Genomic DNA, 16,062 nt, shown 5'->3' with positions numbered 1-16,062 from the left:
GAGCGAGGATATCCTCGGGGCCTTCCGGAGAATCGCGGGTGTCCGCGGCAGGATAACGCGTCAGACTAAGGCTCCGGGACCGGCTCGATGCCCCAAAGCCGGAGAGATTCTAATCTTGCTTCCCGGGAGTTCGCGTCATTTTTCCCGCAAGGTCCGACCAGCGAACTTCGCAGCCGGGACACTCGCGCCAACCCCGGACCCACGGAGACGACATGACCGCCGATATCCGCCTGTTCACCTGCCTCACCGATAATTTCGGCGTGCTGATTCACGATCCCGCAACCGGTGCGACCGCCGCGATCGACGCGCCGGAGGCCGAGCCGGTCATCCAGGCGCTGGATCGCGAAGGCTGGGTGCTGACCGACATTCTGATCACCCATCATCACAGCGATCATGTCGGCGGCGTGGCGGAACTGAAACGGAAGTACGCCTGCCGGGTGGTCGCGCCGCATGACAGAAGCGCAGAGATCGCCAACGTCGACCTGCGGGTCGGCCAGGGCGACATCATCAAGGTCGGAACGCTGCTGGGACGCGTGCTGGAAACGCCCGGGCACACGCTGGATCACGTCAGTTACGTGTTCGACGACGAGAAAGTGGTATTCGCCGCCGACACCCTGTTCTCGATCGGCTGCGGACGGGTGTTCGAGGGCACCTATCCGATGATGTGGGATTCGCTTTTGAAGCTGCGCGCGCTGCCGGACAGTTTCCGGCTCTATTGCGGTCACGAATATACTGATTCAAACATAAAATTCGCCCTGACCATCGAGCCCAACAATCCGGTTCTCAAGGCGCGCGCCGAGGAGGTGACGCGGCTCCGCGCTGAAGGCAGGCCCACGGTGCCGACCCTGATGGGCGAGGAGAAGAAAGCCAACGTCTTCCTGCGCGCCGACGATCCGGCGGTGGCGGCCGGAGTGCATATGAAAGGCGCCAGCGGGGTCGAGGTTTTCGCCGAGCTGCGCGAACGCAAGAACAAGTCGTGAGTTGACGGCACGCTGATGGACATGGCGCTTTCCGCAACCGACATCATCGAACGGCTTGATCTTCAGCCGCACCCGGAAGGCGGTCACTATCGAGAGACGTTCCGCGACACCCGTACCGACGGGCATGGCCGCGCCGCGTCCACCGCGATCTACTTTCTGCTGGCGCGCGGTGAGCGCTCGCAACGGCATCGCATCGATGCGGTGGAGGTCTGGCACTATTATGCCGGCAGTCCGCTGCTGCTGCGGATCGAAGACGGCGCCGTCACGCGCACGCTCCGTCTCGGCGCGGATCTCGCCGCGGGCGAAACACCGCAGGCGCTGGTACCCGCTTTTGCCTGGCAGAGTGCGGAAAGCACCGGTGACTGGACGTTGGTGGGATGCACGGTTGCGCCGGGGTTCGAATTTTCCGGCTTTGAATTGTAGAGCGTTTTCAAGCGAAGTATGTCCTCGGGCCTGACCCGAGGATGGATTCCGGCTCGCGTGAAGAGAACGCGTCAAAACAACAATCTTGAGCTTCGCTTCGGATTCAATCAGAAGCGAACATGCTCTAGCTGTTTGATCCCGGCATTTGATGGTGCATTATTTTCCGGAGAATGGAAGGATGCGCTATGGGACAGGTTCTTCACGGGAGCGCCACGACGACAGAGGCAATCCGTCGAGCAATACAAAATAGTGAAGAGAGCCTGAGAGCGCTGTCGAAACGCTACGGGATCAAACACCTAGAGCGTTTTCGAGCGAAGCGGACACCGGTTCGCGTGAAGAAAACGCGACAAATCAAAATCATAGGACCCGCTTCTGATTCTATCAGAAGCGGAAAGGCTCTAGAGCGGGATGAGGAAAAGTGATCACGTTCATGGTTTTGGATCGATTCGATCCAAAACCATCGTGATCTAGGACCCTGATTCTCGGTGACGGCGGGCACGAAAGCGCCGTGAAATACATCTCCGCTGCATCGTCCGGCGAGATTGGTCGTGGCCTGCGGGCCAAGTCCGGACGGACGGCCTAACCGAGCCCTATCCCGCGCCGGATTGCTTCAATGATTTTCTCGAGTTCCGCCGCGTCGTATTCGCGCGCGGGCGCCGCGCCCCAGACCGGGTTGGGCCATGCGGCGTCGCTTTTGCGGCGCGCGATGACATGGACATGAAGCTGCGGCACCTGGTTGCCAAGCGCGGCCACGTTGAGCTTGTCGCAGCCTGTGATGCCCTTGAGCACCTCGGACGCGCGAGCGATCTCCGTCATCAGACGCGAGCGGTCGTCGTGATCAAGATCGATGATCTCGATCGCGCCAGCACGTCTTGGCGCCAGAATGAGCCAGGGATAGGTGGCGTCCTTGCTGAGTGCGAGGCGGCTGAGCGACAGGTCGCCGATGCCGACCGTGTCGTTGTCGAGCTGCGGGTGAAGCGACCAGGTTTCGGACATCGTTCGCCGATACTTTTCGAGGAATGCCGATGCAAACTGGCGCAGCGATCCGCCGAAATCAATGGTTCGGAACCGGTCGGTTCCGGCGTCGTCCCCGCTGCTTGCTTTCCTGTGCTTTTGGCCCCAAATAGGAAGCGGGAGATTGGCGGTGGACGAGCCACTCGCCAACCGGGTCAGGTCCGGAAGGAAGCAGCCCTAACGAGGTCCGGATCGGGTCGCTCGTCAGTCTCCTACCTGCATCTTGCCTCTTGTCGGGCGAGCCGGGTTTTTCGGAGATCCTTGCCAGCGCCGGACGCGCGCGGCCCGAAGGTTCGCTCCCTTGTTCCGCAAGCCGGCTTCGAGAGAGAAAATTGCGGATCGCTCAATGAACGACGCTGGCCATCCCCCGACGCTCCCCGATGATGCGGCCGGCCAGACCGGTCTCGACCTCGGCGGGACGCCATCCGGATCGAGCGTGCAGTACCGGGTGCTGGCACGCAAATACCGCCCGGCCTGCTTCGATGATCTCATCGGGCAGGAGGCGCTGGTGCGCACCGTGTCCAATGCGTTCGAGACGGGACGGATTCCGCAGGCCTGGATTCTGACGGGCGTGCGCGGCGTGGGAAAAACCACCACCGCGCGCATTCTTGCCCGTGCGCTGAACTACCAGCTCGCGGATGGTTCCGTGCAGGGGCCGACCATCCGGATGCCGCAACTTGGCGTTCATTGCCGGGCCATTATGGAAAGCCGGCATATCGATGTGCTGGAGATGGACGCCGCTTCTCACACCGGTGTCGACGATGTCAGGCAGATCAACGACAGCGTGCGCTATGCGCCGTCGAGCGCGCGCTACAAGGTCTACATCATCGACGAAGTTCACATGCTGTCGACGGCGGCCTTCAACGCGTTCCTGAAGACGCTGGAGGAGCCGCCGGAGCACGCGAAGTTCGTGTTCGCGACCACTGAGATCCGCAAAGTTCCGGTGACGGTGCTGTCGCGCTGCCAGCGATTTGACCTCCGGCGGGTCGAAGCCGAGGTGTTGATGGCGCACCTTGCCGCTATCGCGGCGAAAGAGAACGTCGAGGCGGAGCCGGAGGCGCTTGGCATCCTGGCGAGGGCGGCCGAAGGCTCGGTGCGCGATTCCCTGTCGCTGCTCGATCAGGCCATCGCCCATGCGGCTGGCGTGGTCCGGGCCGATGCGGTGCGGCGGATGCTGGGACTTGCGGACCGCACGCGGGTCATCGATCTGTTCGAGGCGCTGGCGCGGGGCGACATCGCGAGCGCATTCGGTGAGTTCCGTTCCCAATACGAGACCGGCGCCGATCCGGTCGTCGTGCTCAGCGACCTGGCCGAATTCGTCAACTTCGTGACGCGCATCAAGATCGTTCCGGCGATCGCCGACAACGTGGCATTCGGTGAAGCGGAACGCCTGCGGGCGAGCGATTTTGCCGTGAAACTGTCGATCCGCGTGCTGTCGCGGATGTGGCAGATGCTGCTGAAAGGAATCGCGGAAGTTCAGGGCGCGACGCGGCCGGCGGCCGCGGCTGAGATGGTGCTGGTGCGCATCGCCTATGTTGCGGACCTGCCGACGCCCGATGAGGCGATCCGGCTGCTGGATCGAAATGGCGAATCGCCGGGTGTTACTACCAACGCCGCGCCGCCCAGACCGGCCTCGGGACCGGTGTCATCCGTTCCGTCGTCGGCTGCGCGGTCATTGTCGCCGCGCGCCGCCGCGGAGACGGCCCGTCCGCAGGCTGCCGCGCCGATGGCCGGCACAGCGGGTGCGATCCCGGCGGTGCGGATAGAGAGCCTGGGCGAACTCGTGGCGCTTGCCGGCGAAAAGCGCGATCTGATCATCAAGGCCGCGCTGGAGGCCGACATCCGGCTGGTCCGCATCGAGAACGGCCGGCTTGAGGTCGCGCTGGAGCGCAGCGCGGCGCGTACGCTGGTGAACGATCTTGGGCGCAAGCTGGAACAATGGACCGGCCGGCGCTGGACGGTGATCGTTTCCAATGAGCCGGGCCAGCCGACACTGCGTTCGCAGGCGCTGTTGCAGAAGAGCGAGCGGGAGCGCGCGGCCGAGGCTGATCCGCGCGTTCAGGACGTGCTGGCGCGTTTTCCTGGCGCCAAGGTGGTCGAGGTGCGAAAGTTCGCGTTGTCGTCGCCGGATTCCGATGCCGCTCCTGACGAACTGGCCGACGATCTCGACAGCGGCGACTAGAGCGTTTCCGCTTCTGATTGAATCAGAAGCGGGCTCTATGATTTTAATTTGACGCGTTTCCTTCACGCGAACCGGTATCCATTCTCGGGTCAGGTCCGGGAACATGCTTCGTTCGAAAACGCTACAGAGCCTTGCGGCTTCTGCTATTGGAGACGGAAAGGGTTCAGCAAGAAGAGGAATGTTGATGGCTGATTTTCTCGGCATGATGAAGCAGGCGGCTCAATTTCAATCCAAGATGAAGGCCATGCAGGACGAACTCGACCAGATCGAGGTCGATGGAGCGTCCGGCGGCGGCCTTGTGACCGTGCGGATGACCGCCAAGATGGAAGTCAAGGGGATCTCGATCGATCCGTCCCTGATCAAGCCGGACGAACGTGAAATTCTCGAGGATCTTGTCGTGACCGCACTTGCCGACGCGCGCCGCAAGGCGGAGGTCGCGATGCAGGAGAAGATGCAGGCATTGACGGGCGGGCTTGGTCTGCCGCCCGGCCTCGGGTTCTCGTGATCCGCGCGTGAGGAAAACGCGTCAGGTCAGAATCTGTGAGCCTCGCTTCTGATCGCGTGAGACGCGGGAAGGCTCTGGCGTCCTTTCGAATCGAAGTTCGCGAAGGGACGCAGCGCAGTTTGGCGAACTTCGAATTCGGGACACGAGAAGATGCCGACCGCCGTCACCGGACCCGAGATCGAGCGGTTGATCCAGTTGCTTGCGAGGCTGCCGGGGCTTGGCCCGCGCTCGGCGCGGCGGGCGGCGCTGCATCTGATCAAGAAGCGCGAGGCGTTGATGGCGCCTCTGGCAAGCGCGCTGCAGGTTGCGATCGACAGGATTCGGGTTTGCGAAACCTGCGGTAACATCGACACCCGCAGTCCATGCACGATATGCACGGATGCCAGACGCGATCCGTCCATCATCGTCGTGGTGGCCGATGTCGCGGACCTCTGGGCGCTGGAGCGCGCCGGCGCCACCAATGGATTCTACCATGTGCTTGGCGCGACGCTGTCACCGCTCGATGGCGTCGGCCCGCAGGATCTCACCATCGATGCGCTGGTGGCGCGGGCCCACGATCCGCGCGTAGCGGAAATCGTGCTCGCTCTGAATGCAACCGTCGACGGCCAGACCACCGCGCACTACATCACCGATCTGCTGGGTGAGGCGAACGTGAAGGTTACGCGGCTTGCCCACGGCGTTCCGGTCGGGGGCGAACTGGATTATCTCGATGAAGGGACGCTGTCGGCCGCGATGCGTCAGCGTACGCTGTTCTAGCTGTTTGATCCCGGCATTTGATGGTGCATTATTTTCCGGAGAATGGAAGGATGCGCTATGGGACAGGTTCTTCACGGGAGCGCCACGACGACAGAGGCAATCCGTCGAGCAATACAAAATAGTGAAGAGAGCCTGAGAGCGCTGTCGAAACGCTACGGGATCAACCAGAAGACCGTCGCAAAATGGAAGAAGCGGACCTCGGTGGCCGACCTTCCGACGGGACCGAAAGATCCGCGCTCGACGGCGCTCTCATCCGAGGAGGAGGCGATCATCGTCGCCTTCCGCAAGCATACCCTGTTGCCGCTCGATGATTGCCTCTACGCGCTTCAGCCAACGATCCCGCACCTGTCGCGGTCTTCATTGCATCGCTGCCTGCACCGTCACGGCATCAGCCGGCTCCCGGAGGTCGAAGGCGACAAGCCGATCAGGAAGACGTTCAGGAGCTACCCGATCGGCTACTTCCACATCGACATCGCCGAGGTGCAGACGGCTGAGGGCAAGCTGCGCCTGTTCGTGGCCATCGACCGCACTTCGAAGTTCGCCTACGCCGAGCTCCACCAAGAGGCGGGCAAGATGGTCGCGGCTCAGTTCCTGCGCAACCTCATCGTGGCAGTTCCCTATGCCATCCACACGGTGCTGACGGACAACGGCATCCAGTTCACCAACCACGCCCGTCACAAATATGCGTTCCACCACATCTTCGATCGCGTCTGCGACGAGAACGGCATCGAGCACAGGCTCACCAGGATCAACCATCCCTGGACCAACGGACAGGTGGAACGGATGAACCGCACCATCAAGGACGCCACCGTCAAGCGCTTCCACTACGACAATCATGACCAACTGCGCCGGCACCTTCAGGACTTCATCAAGGCATACAACTTCGGCCGAAGGCTGAAGACGCTCAAAGCGCCTCACACCCTACGAGTTCATCTGCAAACGATGGACTTCAGAGCCCGATCGATTCATCATCGATCCAATCCATCAAATGCCGGGACTGAACACCTAGGTCATCGACTCATTAAATCGCAACCAGATGCGGATTGAGGCGAGCTTGATGGAGGTGAGGAAGTTGTCGTCACGTTTGTCATATCTGGTGGCGACGGCGCGATAGTGCTTGATTTTGTTGAAGAAGCGTTCGACCAGATTGCGCTTGCGATAGAGCCGTCTGTTGAATTGCAAGGCCGCAACGCGATTTGGCATCGGCTTCACATTGGCTCTCGCGCCGCGCGCGGCCAGCGTTTGACGCAGGGCGTTGGAGTCGTAGGCCCGGTCGGCCAGCAGCACGTCGCCGCGTTCGACGGTGTCGATCATGTCCTGCGCGCTACGCCCGTCATGGGCCTGGCCTTCGGTGATCTTGAGGACGATCGGCAGGCCGCAGGCATCCACCAGCGCGTGGATTTTGGTGGTCAGCCCGCCGCGCGAGCGACCCATGCAACGGGATCGCGTCTGTTTTTTTGACCGTTGGCCGCATGTTGATGCACGCGGATCGACGACGAATCGATCATTTGGATGTCGCCATCGTAAGCCTTTGAAATAGCCGACAGAATGCGATCCCACACGCCTGCCTTGCGCCACCGGTTGAAGCGGTTCACGCAAGTGGTGTGCGGGCCGTAGCGCGCTGGAATGTCCGCCCACGGCGCACCGGTGCGCAGCCGCCAGAAAATCCCGTTCAGCACCCGCCGATCATCCACCCGTGCAACGCCGCGCGACTTGTTCGGCAACAGCGGCTGGATCACAGACCATTCAAAATCCGTCAGATCAAAACGTGCCATTCAATCCTCCCACCTCTGGAGATTGAATCACGCATCCCGTCCAAACGGAACCCCGTTTATGGGTTCGTGACCTAGAGCGTTTTCAAGCGAAGTGGATACCGGTTCGCCGCAAGAAAATGCGACCAGCATTTCCAGAGCATGGTCCGATTCAACTTGATCGGATCATGCTCTAGAGCGGGATGGGTTTATTTTGAATCGATTGAGATTCCCAAATCAGAATTCATCTGATTCAACATGCTGACTGGGAAGGAGGCCAGCATGGATGGGACGAGCCTATTCGAACGACCTTCGTGAGCGGGTAGTGGGTGCTGTCGTTAAAGGCGGCCTGTCGCGGCATCAGGCTGCGGCCCAGTTTGGGGTGGGCATCAGCACGGCGATCAACTGGGTACAACGCTTCCACGAGACCGGCAGCGTCGCGCCAAGCCAGATCGGCGGCTATAGGCCAAAGAAGATTGCGGGGCCGCACCGCGAATGGCTGCTGCAACGGTGCCGAAAGGACTTTACCGTGCGCGGGCTGGTGGCCGAACTTGCCGAGCGTGGCCTTAAGGTCGATTACCGCACGATGTGGGAGTTCGTTCACGCTGTGAAGCTCAGTTACAAAAAAAGACGCTGATTGCTGCAGAGCAGGATCGTCCCGATGTCGCCCGTCGGCGAGCGCAATGGACCAAGTATCGAGATCGGATTGATCCCACTCGGCTGGTGTTCATCGATGAGACCTGGACCAAAACCAATATGGCGCCGCTGCGGGGCTGGGCGCCGCGCGGTCAACGCATCAGAGCCAAGGTGCCGCATGGCCGCTGGCAGACCATGACCTTTATGGCCGCTCTGCGCCACGATCGCATCACCGCGCCGTGGTTCATCGAGGGGCCGATCAACGGCGAAGCCTTCCTTCTCTACATCGAGAAGGTTCTGGTCCCGACCCTGCGGCACGGCGACATCGTCATTATGGACAACCTCGGCTCGCACAAGGCCAGCGCCGTGCGTCGCGTCATCCGTGCCGCCGGTGCCCGGCTCTTCTACCTGCCGAAATACTCGCCTGATCTGAACCCGATCGAGCAGTTCTTTGCCAAGTTCAAACACTGGCTACGCAAAGCCGCGCAGCGGACCACCGAGGCCGTCTACAATGCTATCGCTCCGATCCTCGAAACCGTTGCACCGGCTGAATGCGCCAACTACTTCGTCAATGCAGGATACAACCAAATCTAAACTCATCATACTCTAGAAGCCTCGCCGAGGTTCGCCTCCGCCACCGCCGCGATCAAGTGCGCGCGCTTGGCGCCGCCCTCGCCAGCCGCAACGCGCTGAAATGGAAGCCTTTTTGGCAAGGACGGATTCGCGCCCGCCCGATCCGGATTCATAACCCTTGCACTGAAATAATTTTCTATATATGAGGTTTATCAACTTCAATATTGGAACAATATTCTACCATGAGCGATATCGCCCCTCAGATCATTGAGACCGGTCGTCGCCTCGACGCCATCGACCGCAAGATCCTGACCGTGCTGCAGGAAGACGCATCGCTTTCCGTCGCCGAGATCGGCGACCGGGTCGGGTTGTCCTCGACCCCCTGCTGGAAACGGATCCAGCGGCTCGAAGCCGACGGCATCATTCTGCGCCGGGTGGCGCTGGTCGATCAGAACAAGATCGGGCTCGGCATTTCGGTGTTCGTATCGGTGGAAAGCGGCGACCATTCCGACGTCTGGCTGAAAAAATTCGCCGATGCGATCAGCGCGATGCCCGAGGTGATGGAGCTCTACCGCATGGCGGGCGACGTCGATTACATGCTGCGCGTCGTGGTCGCCGACATGGCGAGCTACGACCTCTTCTATAAAAAGCTGATCAGTTCGGTCGCGCTGAAAAACGTCACCTCGCGATTCGCGATGGAAAAGATCAAGTCGGTGACGGCTTTGCCGGTGCCTGCCCTGAGCGCGGCGTAACGATTTCAATCGTCACGCCGCCGGCTTCACCGTTCATGCGGGACCATCAAATCTTCTGATTGTACTCACCGACCTCGGGATGGGTACGCAGCACGCTATCCATAGCCTCGAACATGTCGCGCATCCGCTGCTCGGAGACCGGGCTTTCCACCACGACCACCAGTTCGGGCTTGTTCGATGATGCCCGCACCAACCCCCAGCTTCCGTCCTGCGCCGTCACCCTGATGCCGTTGACGGTGACGAGATCACGAATCGGCTGGCCGGCCACCTTGTCGCCGTTGGCCCTGGCGTCCTCGAAATGCTTCACCACGCTGTCAACGATGCCGTACTTGGCCTCGTCGGCGCAATGCGGCGACATCGTCGGCGACGACCAGGTTTTGGGCAAGGCGTTCTTCAGATCGGCCAGCGATTTGCCGGCGGCGCGATCGAGCATCTCGCACACGGCGATCGCCGAGATCAGCCCGTCATCGTAACCGCGGCCCATCGGCGCGTTGAAGAAGAAGTGGCCTGACTTCTCGAAACCGGCGAGTGCGCCAAGCTCATGCGTGCGCCGCTTCATGTAGGAATGGCCGGTTTTCCAGTAGGTCGCCCGCGCGCCCTGCTGCTGCAACACCGGATCGGTGACAAACAAGCCCGTCGACTTCACATCGACCACGAAATGCGCATCCTTGTGGATCGCCGACATGTCGCGCGCCAGCATCACGCCGACCTTGTCGGCGAAGATTTCCTCGCCGGTGTTGTCGACCACGCCGCAGCGGTCACCGTCGCCATCGAAGCCGAGACCAAGATCCGCCTTGTTTTCCAGCACCGCATCGCGGATCGCGTGCAGCATCTTCATGTCTTCCGGGTTCGGATTGTACTTCGGGAAACTGTGGTCGAGCTCGGTATCCAGCGGGATGACCTCGCAGCCGATCGCCTCCATCACCTGCGGCGCGAACGCGCCGGCGGTGCCGTTGCCGCAGGCCACCACGGCCTTCAGCCTGCGCTTCAGCTTCGGCCGTTTCGTCAGATCCGCGATGTAGCGCGACGGGAAATTGTCGTGAAATTCATAGGAACCGCCTCCCCTGCCGGCAAAGGCGGCGCCCAGCACGATCTCCTTGAGCCGCGTCATCTCGTCCGGCCCGAACGTCAGCGGCCGGTTGGCGCCCATCTTGACGCCGGTCCAGCCGTTGTCGTTATGCGAGGCCGTCACCATGGCGACGCAGGGGACATCGAGCTCGAACTGCGCGAAATACGCCATCGGCGTCATGCACAGTCCGATGTCGTGAACCTTGCAGCCCGACGCCAGCAGGCCGGAAATCAGCGCGTACTTGATGGATGACGAATAGCTTCGGAAATCATGACCGGTGACGATCTCCTTCTTCTGGCCGAGTTCGCCGATCAGCGTGCCCAGCCCCATGCCCAGCGCCTGAATGCCCATCAGGTTGATTTCCTTGCCGAACAGCCATCGCGCGTCATATTCGCGAAATCCGGTCGCTTTCACCATCGGCTCGGATTCATAGGCATAGGTATTCGGCGCCAGAACGGACTTCGGCTTCGGAAACATGCAGACGGCCTCGCAAGGAAAGGACATGACATAAGGAAATGCAGCCCGGACGATGCCACGGCTGCTGGAAATGCGGGAGCTGGAATTGTTACGGCTTTGACGGAATCAAAGCCGGGCTCAAGCTTTATTCTAACGCGTTGTCTGGACGCGAACCGGGACCCGCTTCACTCGAAAACGCCACAGGTCTGTGAACGGCAATTGCGGCATAATTCGCGACGGCAGGGCAGCGCGCATCAGGACGAGCGGCGCGGCAGGCTATTGCTCCAGAACCATCCGCCCGTTCGCGAATTCGAAGCGCCTGAGCTTGGATAAAAAGGACAGGCCCAGCAGATTTTCCGACAGGGCGTCGTCGGGCAGCACCATGGCGTCGACATCGCGCACGATGAGACCGCCGATGTCGACCATGGCGAGCCGGGTGCGGGCGGCCTTGAGCTTGCCGTTGGCCGTCGTCACGGTCGTCGTGTAATCGTTCCGCGAGGGCCGCAGGCCGACCCGCGCGGCGGAGCTTTCGTTGAGCGCGACCACGGAGGCCCCGGTATCGACCATGAAGCCGATGCGCTCGCCGTCGATCCGGCCTTCCGTTTGGAAGTGGCCCCGGCCGTCGCGCGCAATGCTGACGCTGCGGATGCCGCCGCGATCGTGGTCCTCAATCGTCTCGAATGCTGCCGGCTGCATCGACGTGGTGGGCCGCGCGGCCGCGGTCGTGGTCATCTCGTCAGCCAGTTGCGCCATATAGGTGCCGGCGCCGATCAGAAGCGCGGCAAAAATCATTAGATTACGCATGGCACATACTCACGGACAGACCGGAACGGCCATCACGATCTTACGCGCGGCCGTCAGCCCGCCATAACTTACGACAGGCTACGCGCTCCTTTATTTGCGAAAAGCATGAGTGAAGCGTTAACGCAGGATCCGTGAAGCATTGGAGCGTTTTCGAGCCAAGTGGATGACCTGTTCGCGTGAAGAAAACGCGTTAAATCAAGATTATAGAGCCCCGCCTCTGATTCCATCAGAAGCGAAAAGGCTCTAGCGCGAGACATCTTCAACATCTCGCTGTTTGAAGACCTGGCTGCTTGAAGAGCTGGCTGCTTGAGGAGCTGGCTGCTTGAGGAGCTGGGTCATGCAGCCTTTCACGTCCCGCGCGGCTTGACCCGCCGTGTCGGCATCGCATTGGCCGGATCGTCCGGCCAGGGATGGCGGGGATAGCGCCCGCGCAGATCCGAGCGAACGGCGGCATAGCTGCCGCGCCAGAACCCCGGCAGGTCCCGCGTCACCTGAACCGGACGATGCGCCGGCGACAGCAGTTCCAGAACCAGCGGCACCTTGCCTTGCGCGATCGATGGATGCGCGGTCAGGCCGAACAATTCCTGCAATCGGACAGCGATGGTCGGCCCCTGCCCGGCTTCATAGTCGATCGCGAGCATGGTGCCTGTCGGCGCCTCGAAATGGGTCGGCGCCTCGCGCTCCATCCGCGCGCGCAAATTCCACGGCAGCAGCGCCATCAGCGCTTCCGACAGATCGCCGGCTGAAAATTCCTTCAACGCGGTCTTGTCGGACAGCGCGGGCGCCAGCCAAGTTTCGGCCGTGGCCGCGAGCCCGGCATCGGAGAGGTCCGGCCACTCCCCGCCTTCCGCCGCGCGCAGAAACATGACGCGATCGCGCCACTGCTTCAGCGGCTTCGACCACGGCAAGCGATCCAGCCCCGCATCAATCAGTCCTTCCGCCAGGATGCGCGCTGTCGCGATCGACGGCGCGACCGCCACCGGTGCTTCGGCAAGCATGATCGCGCGCAGCCGCTTGCGCCGCCGCCCTCGCAAGCTCATCGCCGCGCGATCGAACAAGATGTCCTCGTCGGTCTCGATCTGGCCGGCAAAACGCAACTCGATCTGGCCTTGCGAGATCGGCGCGGCCAGCAGGATACGGCCGCTCGCCGCCGTGCCGGTCAGCTCGGCGACCGCGATGAAGGGCTCCCGCGCCAGCCGTGAGGCCGGATCGACCGACGCACCACGGCCGTTGGCGAGCACGAACGACCCGTTGCCGCGATTGCGCGCCACGCGATCGGGAAACGCGAGAGTGAGCATTTCGCCGGCACCGAGTTCCTCTCCGCCTTGTGCACCCGTGACGGGCAAGGACGCGCGATCGGAAGGGGCTGAAGACGTCACGCCGCGCGGCGATGACGGCACACTCTCATTCGCCGCCACCTGCGACACCCACCGCTCCGCCAACTGCCTTGCGCCGACGGCGCGTGGCGAGCGGTCACGGCGAAAATGATCGAGCCGCGCGTCGAGATCGACGCTGTCGCCGCCCAGGCCCCGCTCGGTCAGCACCGCCGCGATGTCGGCGGCCTCCCGACCCGAACCGAGCCGATGCGCGCCCACGATCATGCGCGCGAGCCGGGGGGGCAGAGCCAACGCGCGCAGGCTTTTTCCTTCATCCGTGATCCGCCCGTCGGCGTCGAGCGCGCCAAGCTCGCGCAGCAGACTCCGCGCCTCGTTCAACGCCGGAGCGGGCGGCGGGTCGAGAAACGCAAGGGTGGCGGGATCGCGCACCCCCCATTGCGCCAGATCGAGCACCAGGGACGACAGATCGGCGCTGAGGATCTCGGGCTGGGTATAGGCGGCAAGCGAGGCGGTCTGCGGCTCGTCCCATAGCCGATAACAGACACCGGGCTCGGTGCGCCCGGCGCGGCCCCGACGCTGGTCCACGGCGGCGCGCGAGGCGCGCATGGTTTCAAGCCGCGTCAGGCCGATGTCAGGCTCAAAACGAGGCACCCGCGCCAGGCCGGAATCCACCACGATGCGCACCCCCTCGATGGTCAGCGAGGTCTCGGCAATCGAGGTGGCCAGCACCACCTTGCGACGCCCCTTCGGCGCGGGCGCGATGGCGCGATCCTGCACCGCCGCGTCGAGCGCGCCGAACAGCGGTACGATCTCGATCGAGGCATCATGGATTCTTTCGGCGAGCATATTCTGGGTGCGCCGGATTTCGGCAGCGCCCGGCAGGAACGCCAGCAGCGAACCGTCCTCCGCGCGCAACGCCATGGCGATCGCGTCGGCCATCTGCCGCTCCACGGGTGAATCGGGCTTGCGGCCGAGATACCGCGTCTCCACCGGGAAGGCGCGGCCCTTGCTTTCGATCACCGGCGCGTTGCCAAGCAGCTTCGCCACCCGTGCGCCGTCGATGGTCGCGGACATCACCAGGATGCGCAGATCCTCCCGCAAGCCGCTCTGCACGTCGCGCGCCAGCGCAAGCCCGAGATCCGCATCGAGCGAACGCTCGTGAAACTCGTCGAACAGGATCGCGGCAACGCCGTCCAGTTCGGGATCGTCGAGAATCCGCCGGGAGAAGATCCCTTCGGTGACGACCTCGATGCGCGTCCCGCGCGAGACCCTGGAGCCGAAGCGCACGCGATAGCCCACGGTCTCGCCCACGCGCTCACCCAGCGTCCGCGCCATCCGTTCCGCGCTGGCGCGCGCCGCGATCCGGCGCGGCTCCAGAACGACGATCTTCCTGCCGGCGATCCAGGGCGCGTCGAGCAGCGCTAGCGGCACCCGCGTCGTCTTGCCGGCGCCCGGCGGCGCCACCAATACCGTGGTGTCGTGCGTAGCAAGCTTGCGCCCGAGTTCGCCGAGCACGGCGTCGATCGGAAGCGGGTTGGCGAATGGTTCCGTCAAGGATCGATCCGAACGCGGGGCATGGTTAACGGCTTTACGCCCCGTCTCATAACGCATGGCCCGGACGCGGGCCAAGCCGGACCCGTTCCGCGTCCGATGAAACGCCGCGGCTCCATCCGATCACTTTCCGGAAACCCGGCACAATATTTGATTGATGAAAGGAGAGCGCAACCGATCTTCGTGTAAACATGCCCGAACGCGCCGAAAAGAGACACCCATGACCGGAAACGGCACAGCCGCACAGACGAAAGAGCGGGTCGACTGGGTCGACTATGCCAAGGGCATCTGCATCATCATGGTGGTGATGATGCACTCGGTGCTGGGCGTCGAGGCCGCGGCCGGTCAGACCGGCTTCATGCACTACGTCGTCGAGTTCGCAAAGCCGTTCCGGATGCCGGACTTCTTCCTGCTTTCGGGCCTGTTCCTGCCGCTCGTCATCAATCGCGACTGGCGCACCTATCTCGACCGCAAGGTGGTGCACTTCGCTTATTTCTATGTGCTGTGGGTCACGATCCAGTTCGGCTTCAAGGCCCCGGCCTTCGCAGCCGAATTCGGATGGCCGGGCGTGGTCAGGCTCTGGCTGATGTCGTTCATCGACCCGTTCGGCACGCTGTGGTTCATCTATCTGCTGCCGGTCTTCTTCGTGGTCATCAAGGCCACCCGCCGCATCCCGTCCTGGGCGGTCTGGGGAACCGCGGCGGCGCTGGAGATGACGCATATCTCCACCGGTTGGACACTGATCGACGAATTCGCCGCCCGCTTCGTCTACATCTATTCCGGCTACCTGTTCGCAAGCTACGTATTCGCGTGGTCGAACCGCGCCCGCGCCTATCCGGGGTGGACGCTGGCGGTGATCGCTCTGTGGGCTGTCGTCAACGGCGGGCTCGTCCATACCGGCATCAGCGAATGGCCGATCGTCTCGCTCGCGCTCGGTCTCGCGGGCGCGGGCGCCATCATCGCCGCCGGCACGCTGCTGGCGAAAATGCGCTGGCTGGACACCTTGCGCTATTGCGGCGAGCATTCGATCGTCATCTATCTCGCATTTTTCCTGCCGATGGCAGCCTCGCGCACGATCCTGCTGAAGGCAGGTCTTATCCAGGATATCGGCCTGGTCTCCCTGATCGTCACCATCGCCGGCGTGGCCGGCGCGGTGCTGATCTGGTGGGCCTGCCGCAACACGCGGGCGAATTTCCTGTTCGAGCGTCCTGACGCCTTCTGGATCGCGCCGAAAAAACCCGCCCCCACGGTTCAGGCGGCGGCCGAATAGCCC

At 62.6% G+C, this 16,062-nt stretch carries 12 protein-coding genes, 1 other RNA gene and 3 pseudogenes; 11 read left to right on the top strand and 5 right to left on the bottom strand.

Going from position 1 to position 16,062, the window contains the following annotated elements; genetic code table 11:
- Positions 1–212: 212 nt before the first annotated feature.
- The 3 genes and pseudogenes from gloB to NWI_RS17375 all read left to right on the top strand — a co-directional run.
- A complete protein-coding gene (gene gloB / locus NWI_RS01940; RefSeq protein ID WP_011313704.1) occupies positions 213–980 on the top strand; it encodes a hydroxyacylglutathione hydrolase in 768 nt (255 codons plus the stop codon).
- Positions 981–995: 15 nt separating this feature from the next.
- Positions 996–1,403: a cupin domain-containing protein gene (locus NWI_RS01935; RefSeq protein WP_011313703.1), complete on the top strand. Its 408-nt coding sequence runs from the start codon at positions 996–998 to the stop codon at positions 1,401–1,403.
- A gap of 185 nt (positions 1,404–1,588) precedes the next feature.
- Positions 1,589–1,693: pseudogene (locus NWI_RS17375) on the top strand (IS481 family transposase); the annotation flags it as partial.
- 289 nt (positions 1,694–1,982) lie between these two features.
- Here NWI_RS17375 and NWI_RS01930 read toward each other — a convergent pair.
- A complete protein-coding gene (locus tag NWI_RS01930; protein ID WP_011313701.1) occupies positions 1,983–2,399 on the bottom strand; it encodes an HIT domain-containing protein in 417 nt (138 codons plus the stop codon).
- A 137-nt stretch (positions 2,400–2,536) separates the two neighbouring features.
- On the opposite strand from NWI_RS01930, the gene ffs reads away from it, so the two are divergent.
- The 5 genes and pseudogenes from ffs to NWI_RS01910 all read left to right on the top strand — a co-directional run bounded on the left by ffs (position 2,537) and on the right by NWI_RS01910 (position 6,869).
- An RNA gene (gene ffs / locus NWI_RS16610) (signal recognition particle sRNA small type) lies at positions 2,537–2,633 on the top strand.
- A 130-nt stretch (positions 2,634–2,763) separates the two neighbouring features.
- On the top strand, positions 2,764–4,599 hold the full coding sequence (locus NWI_RS01925; protein WP_011313700.1) for a DNA polymerase III subunit gamma/tau: 1,836 nt from the start codon (positions 2,764–2,766) through the stop codon (positions 4,597–4,599).
- A gap of 184 nt (positions 4,600–4,783) precedes the next feature.
- Positions 4,784–5,104 carry a YbaB/EbfC family nucleoid-associated protein gene (locus NWI_RS01920; protein WP_011313699.1) on the top strand — a complete coding sequence of 107 codons (321 nt, stop codon included), beginning with the start codon at positions 4,784–4,786 and terminating at the stop codon, positions 5,102–5,104.
- A 150-nt stretch (positions 5,105–5,254) separates the two neighbouring features.
- On the top strand, positions 5,255–5,860 hold the full coding sequence (gene recR / locus NWI_RS01915; RefSeq protein WP_011313698.1) for a recombination mediator RecR: 606 nt from the start codon (positions 5,255–5,257) through the stop codon (positions 5,858–5,860).
- 57 nt (positions 5,861–5,917) lie between these two features.
- A pseudogene (locus NWI_RS01910) lies at positions 5,918–6,869 on the top strand (IS481 family transposase).
- Here NWI_RS01910 and NWI_RS16605 read toward each other — a convergent pair.
- Positions 6,866–7,635, bottom strand: a pseudogene (locus tag NWI_RS16605) (IS5 family transposase). The pseudogenes NWI_RS01910 and NWI_RS16605 overlap by 4 nt on opposite strands.
- A gap of 262 nt (positions 7,636–7,897) precedes the next feature.
- Between NWI_RS16605 and NWI_RS16600 the strand changes: the two are divergent.
- Positions 7,898–8,841 (top strand): IS630 family transposase gene (locus NWI_RS16600; RefSeq protein ID WP_430691777.1). Its coding sequence is split into 2 segments (ribosomal slippage): positions 7,898–8,233 and positions 8,236–8,841, totalling 942 coding nucleotides; the frame shifts between segments, so codons are not numbered across the junction.
- Positions 8,842–9,062: 221 nt separating this feature from the next.
- The gene (locus NWI_RS01885) at positions 9,063–9,572 is read left to right on the top strand and encodes an Lrp/AsnC family transcriptional regulator (RefSeq protein ID WP_011313694.1); all 510 of its coding nucleotides are present in this window, start codon (positions 9,063–9,065) and stop codon (positions 9,570–9,572) included.
- 46 nt (positions 9,573–9,618) lie between these two features.
- Here NWI_RS01885 and NWI_RS01880 read toward each other — a convergent pair whose 3' ends face one another.
- The 3 genes from NWI_RS01880 to hrpB form a co-directional block, all read right to left on the bottom strand.
- Positions 9,619–11,118, bottom strand: a complete 1,500-nt coding sequence (locus NWI_RS01880) for a phosphomannomutase/phosphoglucomutase (RefSeq protein ID WP_011313693.1) — start codon at positions 11,116–11,118, stop codon at positions 9,619–9,621.
- 255 nt (positions 11,119–11,373) lie between these two features.
- The gene (locus NWI_RS01875) at positions 11,374–11,901 is read right to left on the bottom strand and encodes a TIGR02281 family clan AA aspartic protease (RefSeq protein ID WP_011313692.1); all 528 of its coding nucleotides are present in this window, start codon (positions 11,899–11,901) and stop codon (positions 11,374–11,376) included.
- A gap of 347 nt (positions 11,902–12,248) precedes the next feature.
- Positions 12,249–14,849 (bottom strand): ATP-dependent helicase HrpB, encoded by a 2,601-nt coding sequence (hrpB, locus tag NWI_RS01870; protein ID WP_081431693.1) that lies wholly within the window; start codon positions 14,847–14,849, stop codon positions 12,249–12,251.
- A gap of 160 nt (positions 14,850–15,009) precedes the next feature.
- Between hrpB and NWI_RS01865 the strand changes: the two genes are divergently transcribed.
- Positions 15,010–16,059: an acyltransferase family protein gene (locus tag NWI_RS01865; protein WP_041344655.1), complete on the top strand. Its 1,050-nt coding sequence runs from the start codon at positions 15,010–15,012 to the stop codon at positions 16,057–16,059.
- Positions 16,060–16,062 lie beyond the last annotated feature (3 nt).

This window comes from Nitrobacter winogradskyi Nb-255 (genome assembly GCF_000012725.1).
Classification (GTDB): domain Bacteria; phylum Pseudomonadota; class Alphaproteobacteria; order Rhizobiales; family Xanthobacteraceae; genus Nitrobacter; species Nitrobacter winogradskyi.
The sequence above is the reverse complement of the archived record's forward strand: the minus strand, read 5'-3'. Positions and strand labels throughout refer to the sequence as shown.

What these genes read in the sequence shown, in the direction of transcription:
- NWI_RS01935 (WP_011313703.1), top strand. Translation starts at nt 996, where the DNA reads ATGGACATGGCGCTTTCCGCAACCGACATCATCGAACGGCTTGATCTT.
- recR (WP_011313698.1), top strand. Translation starts at nt 5,255, where the DNA reads ATGCCGACCGCCGTCACCGGACCCGAGATCGAGCGGTTGATCCAGTTG.
- NWI_RS01930 (WP_011313701.1), bottom strand. Translation starts at nt 2,399, where the DNA reads ATGTCCGAAACCTGGTCGCTTCACCCGCAGCTCGACAACGACACGGTC.
- NWI_RS01925 (WP_011313700.1), top strand. Translation starts at nt 2,764, where the DNA reads ATGAACGACGCTGGCCATCCCCCGACGCTCCCCGATGATGCGGCCGGC.
- gloB (WP_011313704.1), top strand. Translation starts at nt 213, where the DNA reads ATGACCGCCGATATCCGCCTGTTCACCTGCCTCACCGATAATTTCGGC.
- NWI_RS01875 (WP_011313692.1), bottom strand. Translation starts at nt 11,901, where the DNA reads ATGCGTAATCTAATGATTTTTGCCGCGCTTCTGATCGGCGCCGGCACC.
- hrpB (WP_081431693.1), bottom strand. Translation starts at nt 14,849, where the DNA reads ATGCGTTATGAGACGGGGCGTAAAGCCGTTAACCATGCCCCGCGTTCG.
- NWI_RS01865 (WP_041344655.1), top strand. Translation starts at nt 15,010, where the DNA reads ATGACCGGAAACGGCACAGCCGCACAGACGAAAGAGCGGGTCGACTGG.
- NWI_RS01880 (WP_011313693.1), bottom strand. Translation starts at nt 11,118, where the DNA reads ATGTTTCCGAAGCCGAAGTCCGTTCTGGCGCCGAATACCTATGCCTAT.
- NWI_RS01885 (WP_011313694.1), top strand. Translation starts at nt 9,063, where the DNA reads ATGAGCGATATCGCCCCTCAGATCATTGAGACCGGTCGTCGCCTCGAC.
- NWI_RS01920 (WP_011313699.1), top strand. Translation starts at nt 4,784, where the DNA reads ATGGCTGATTTTCTCGGCATGATGAAGCAGGCGGCTCAATTTCAATCC.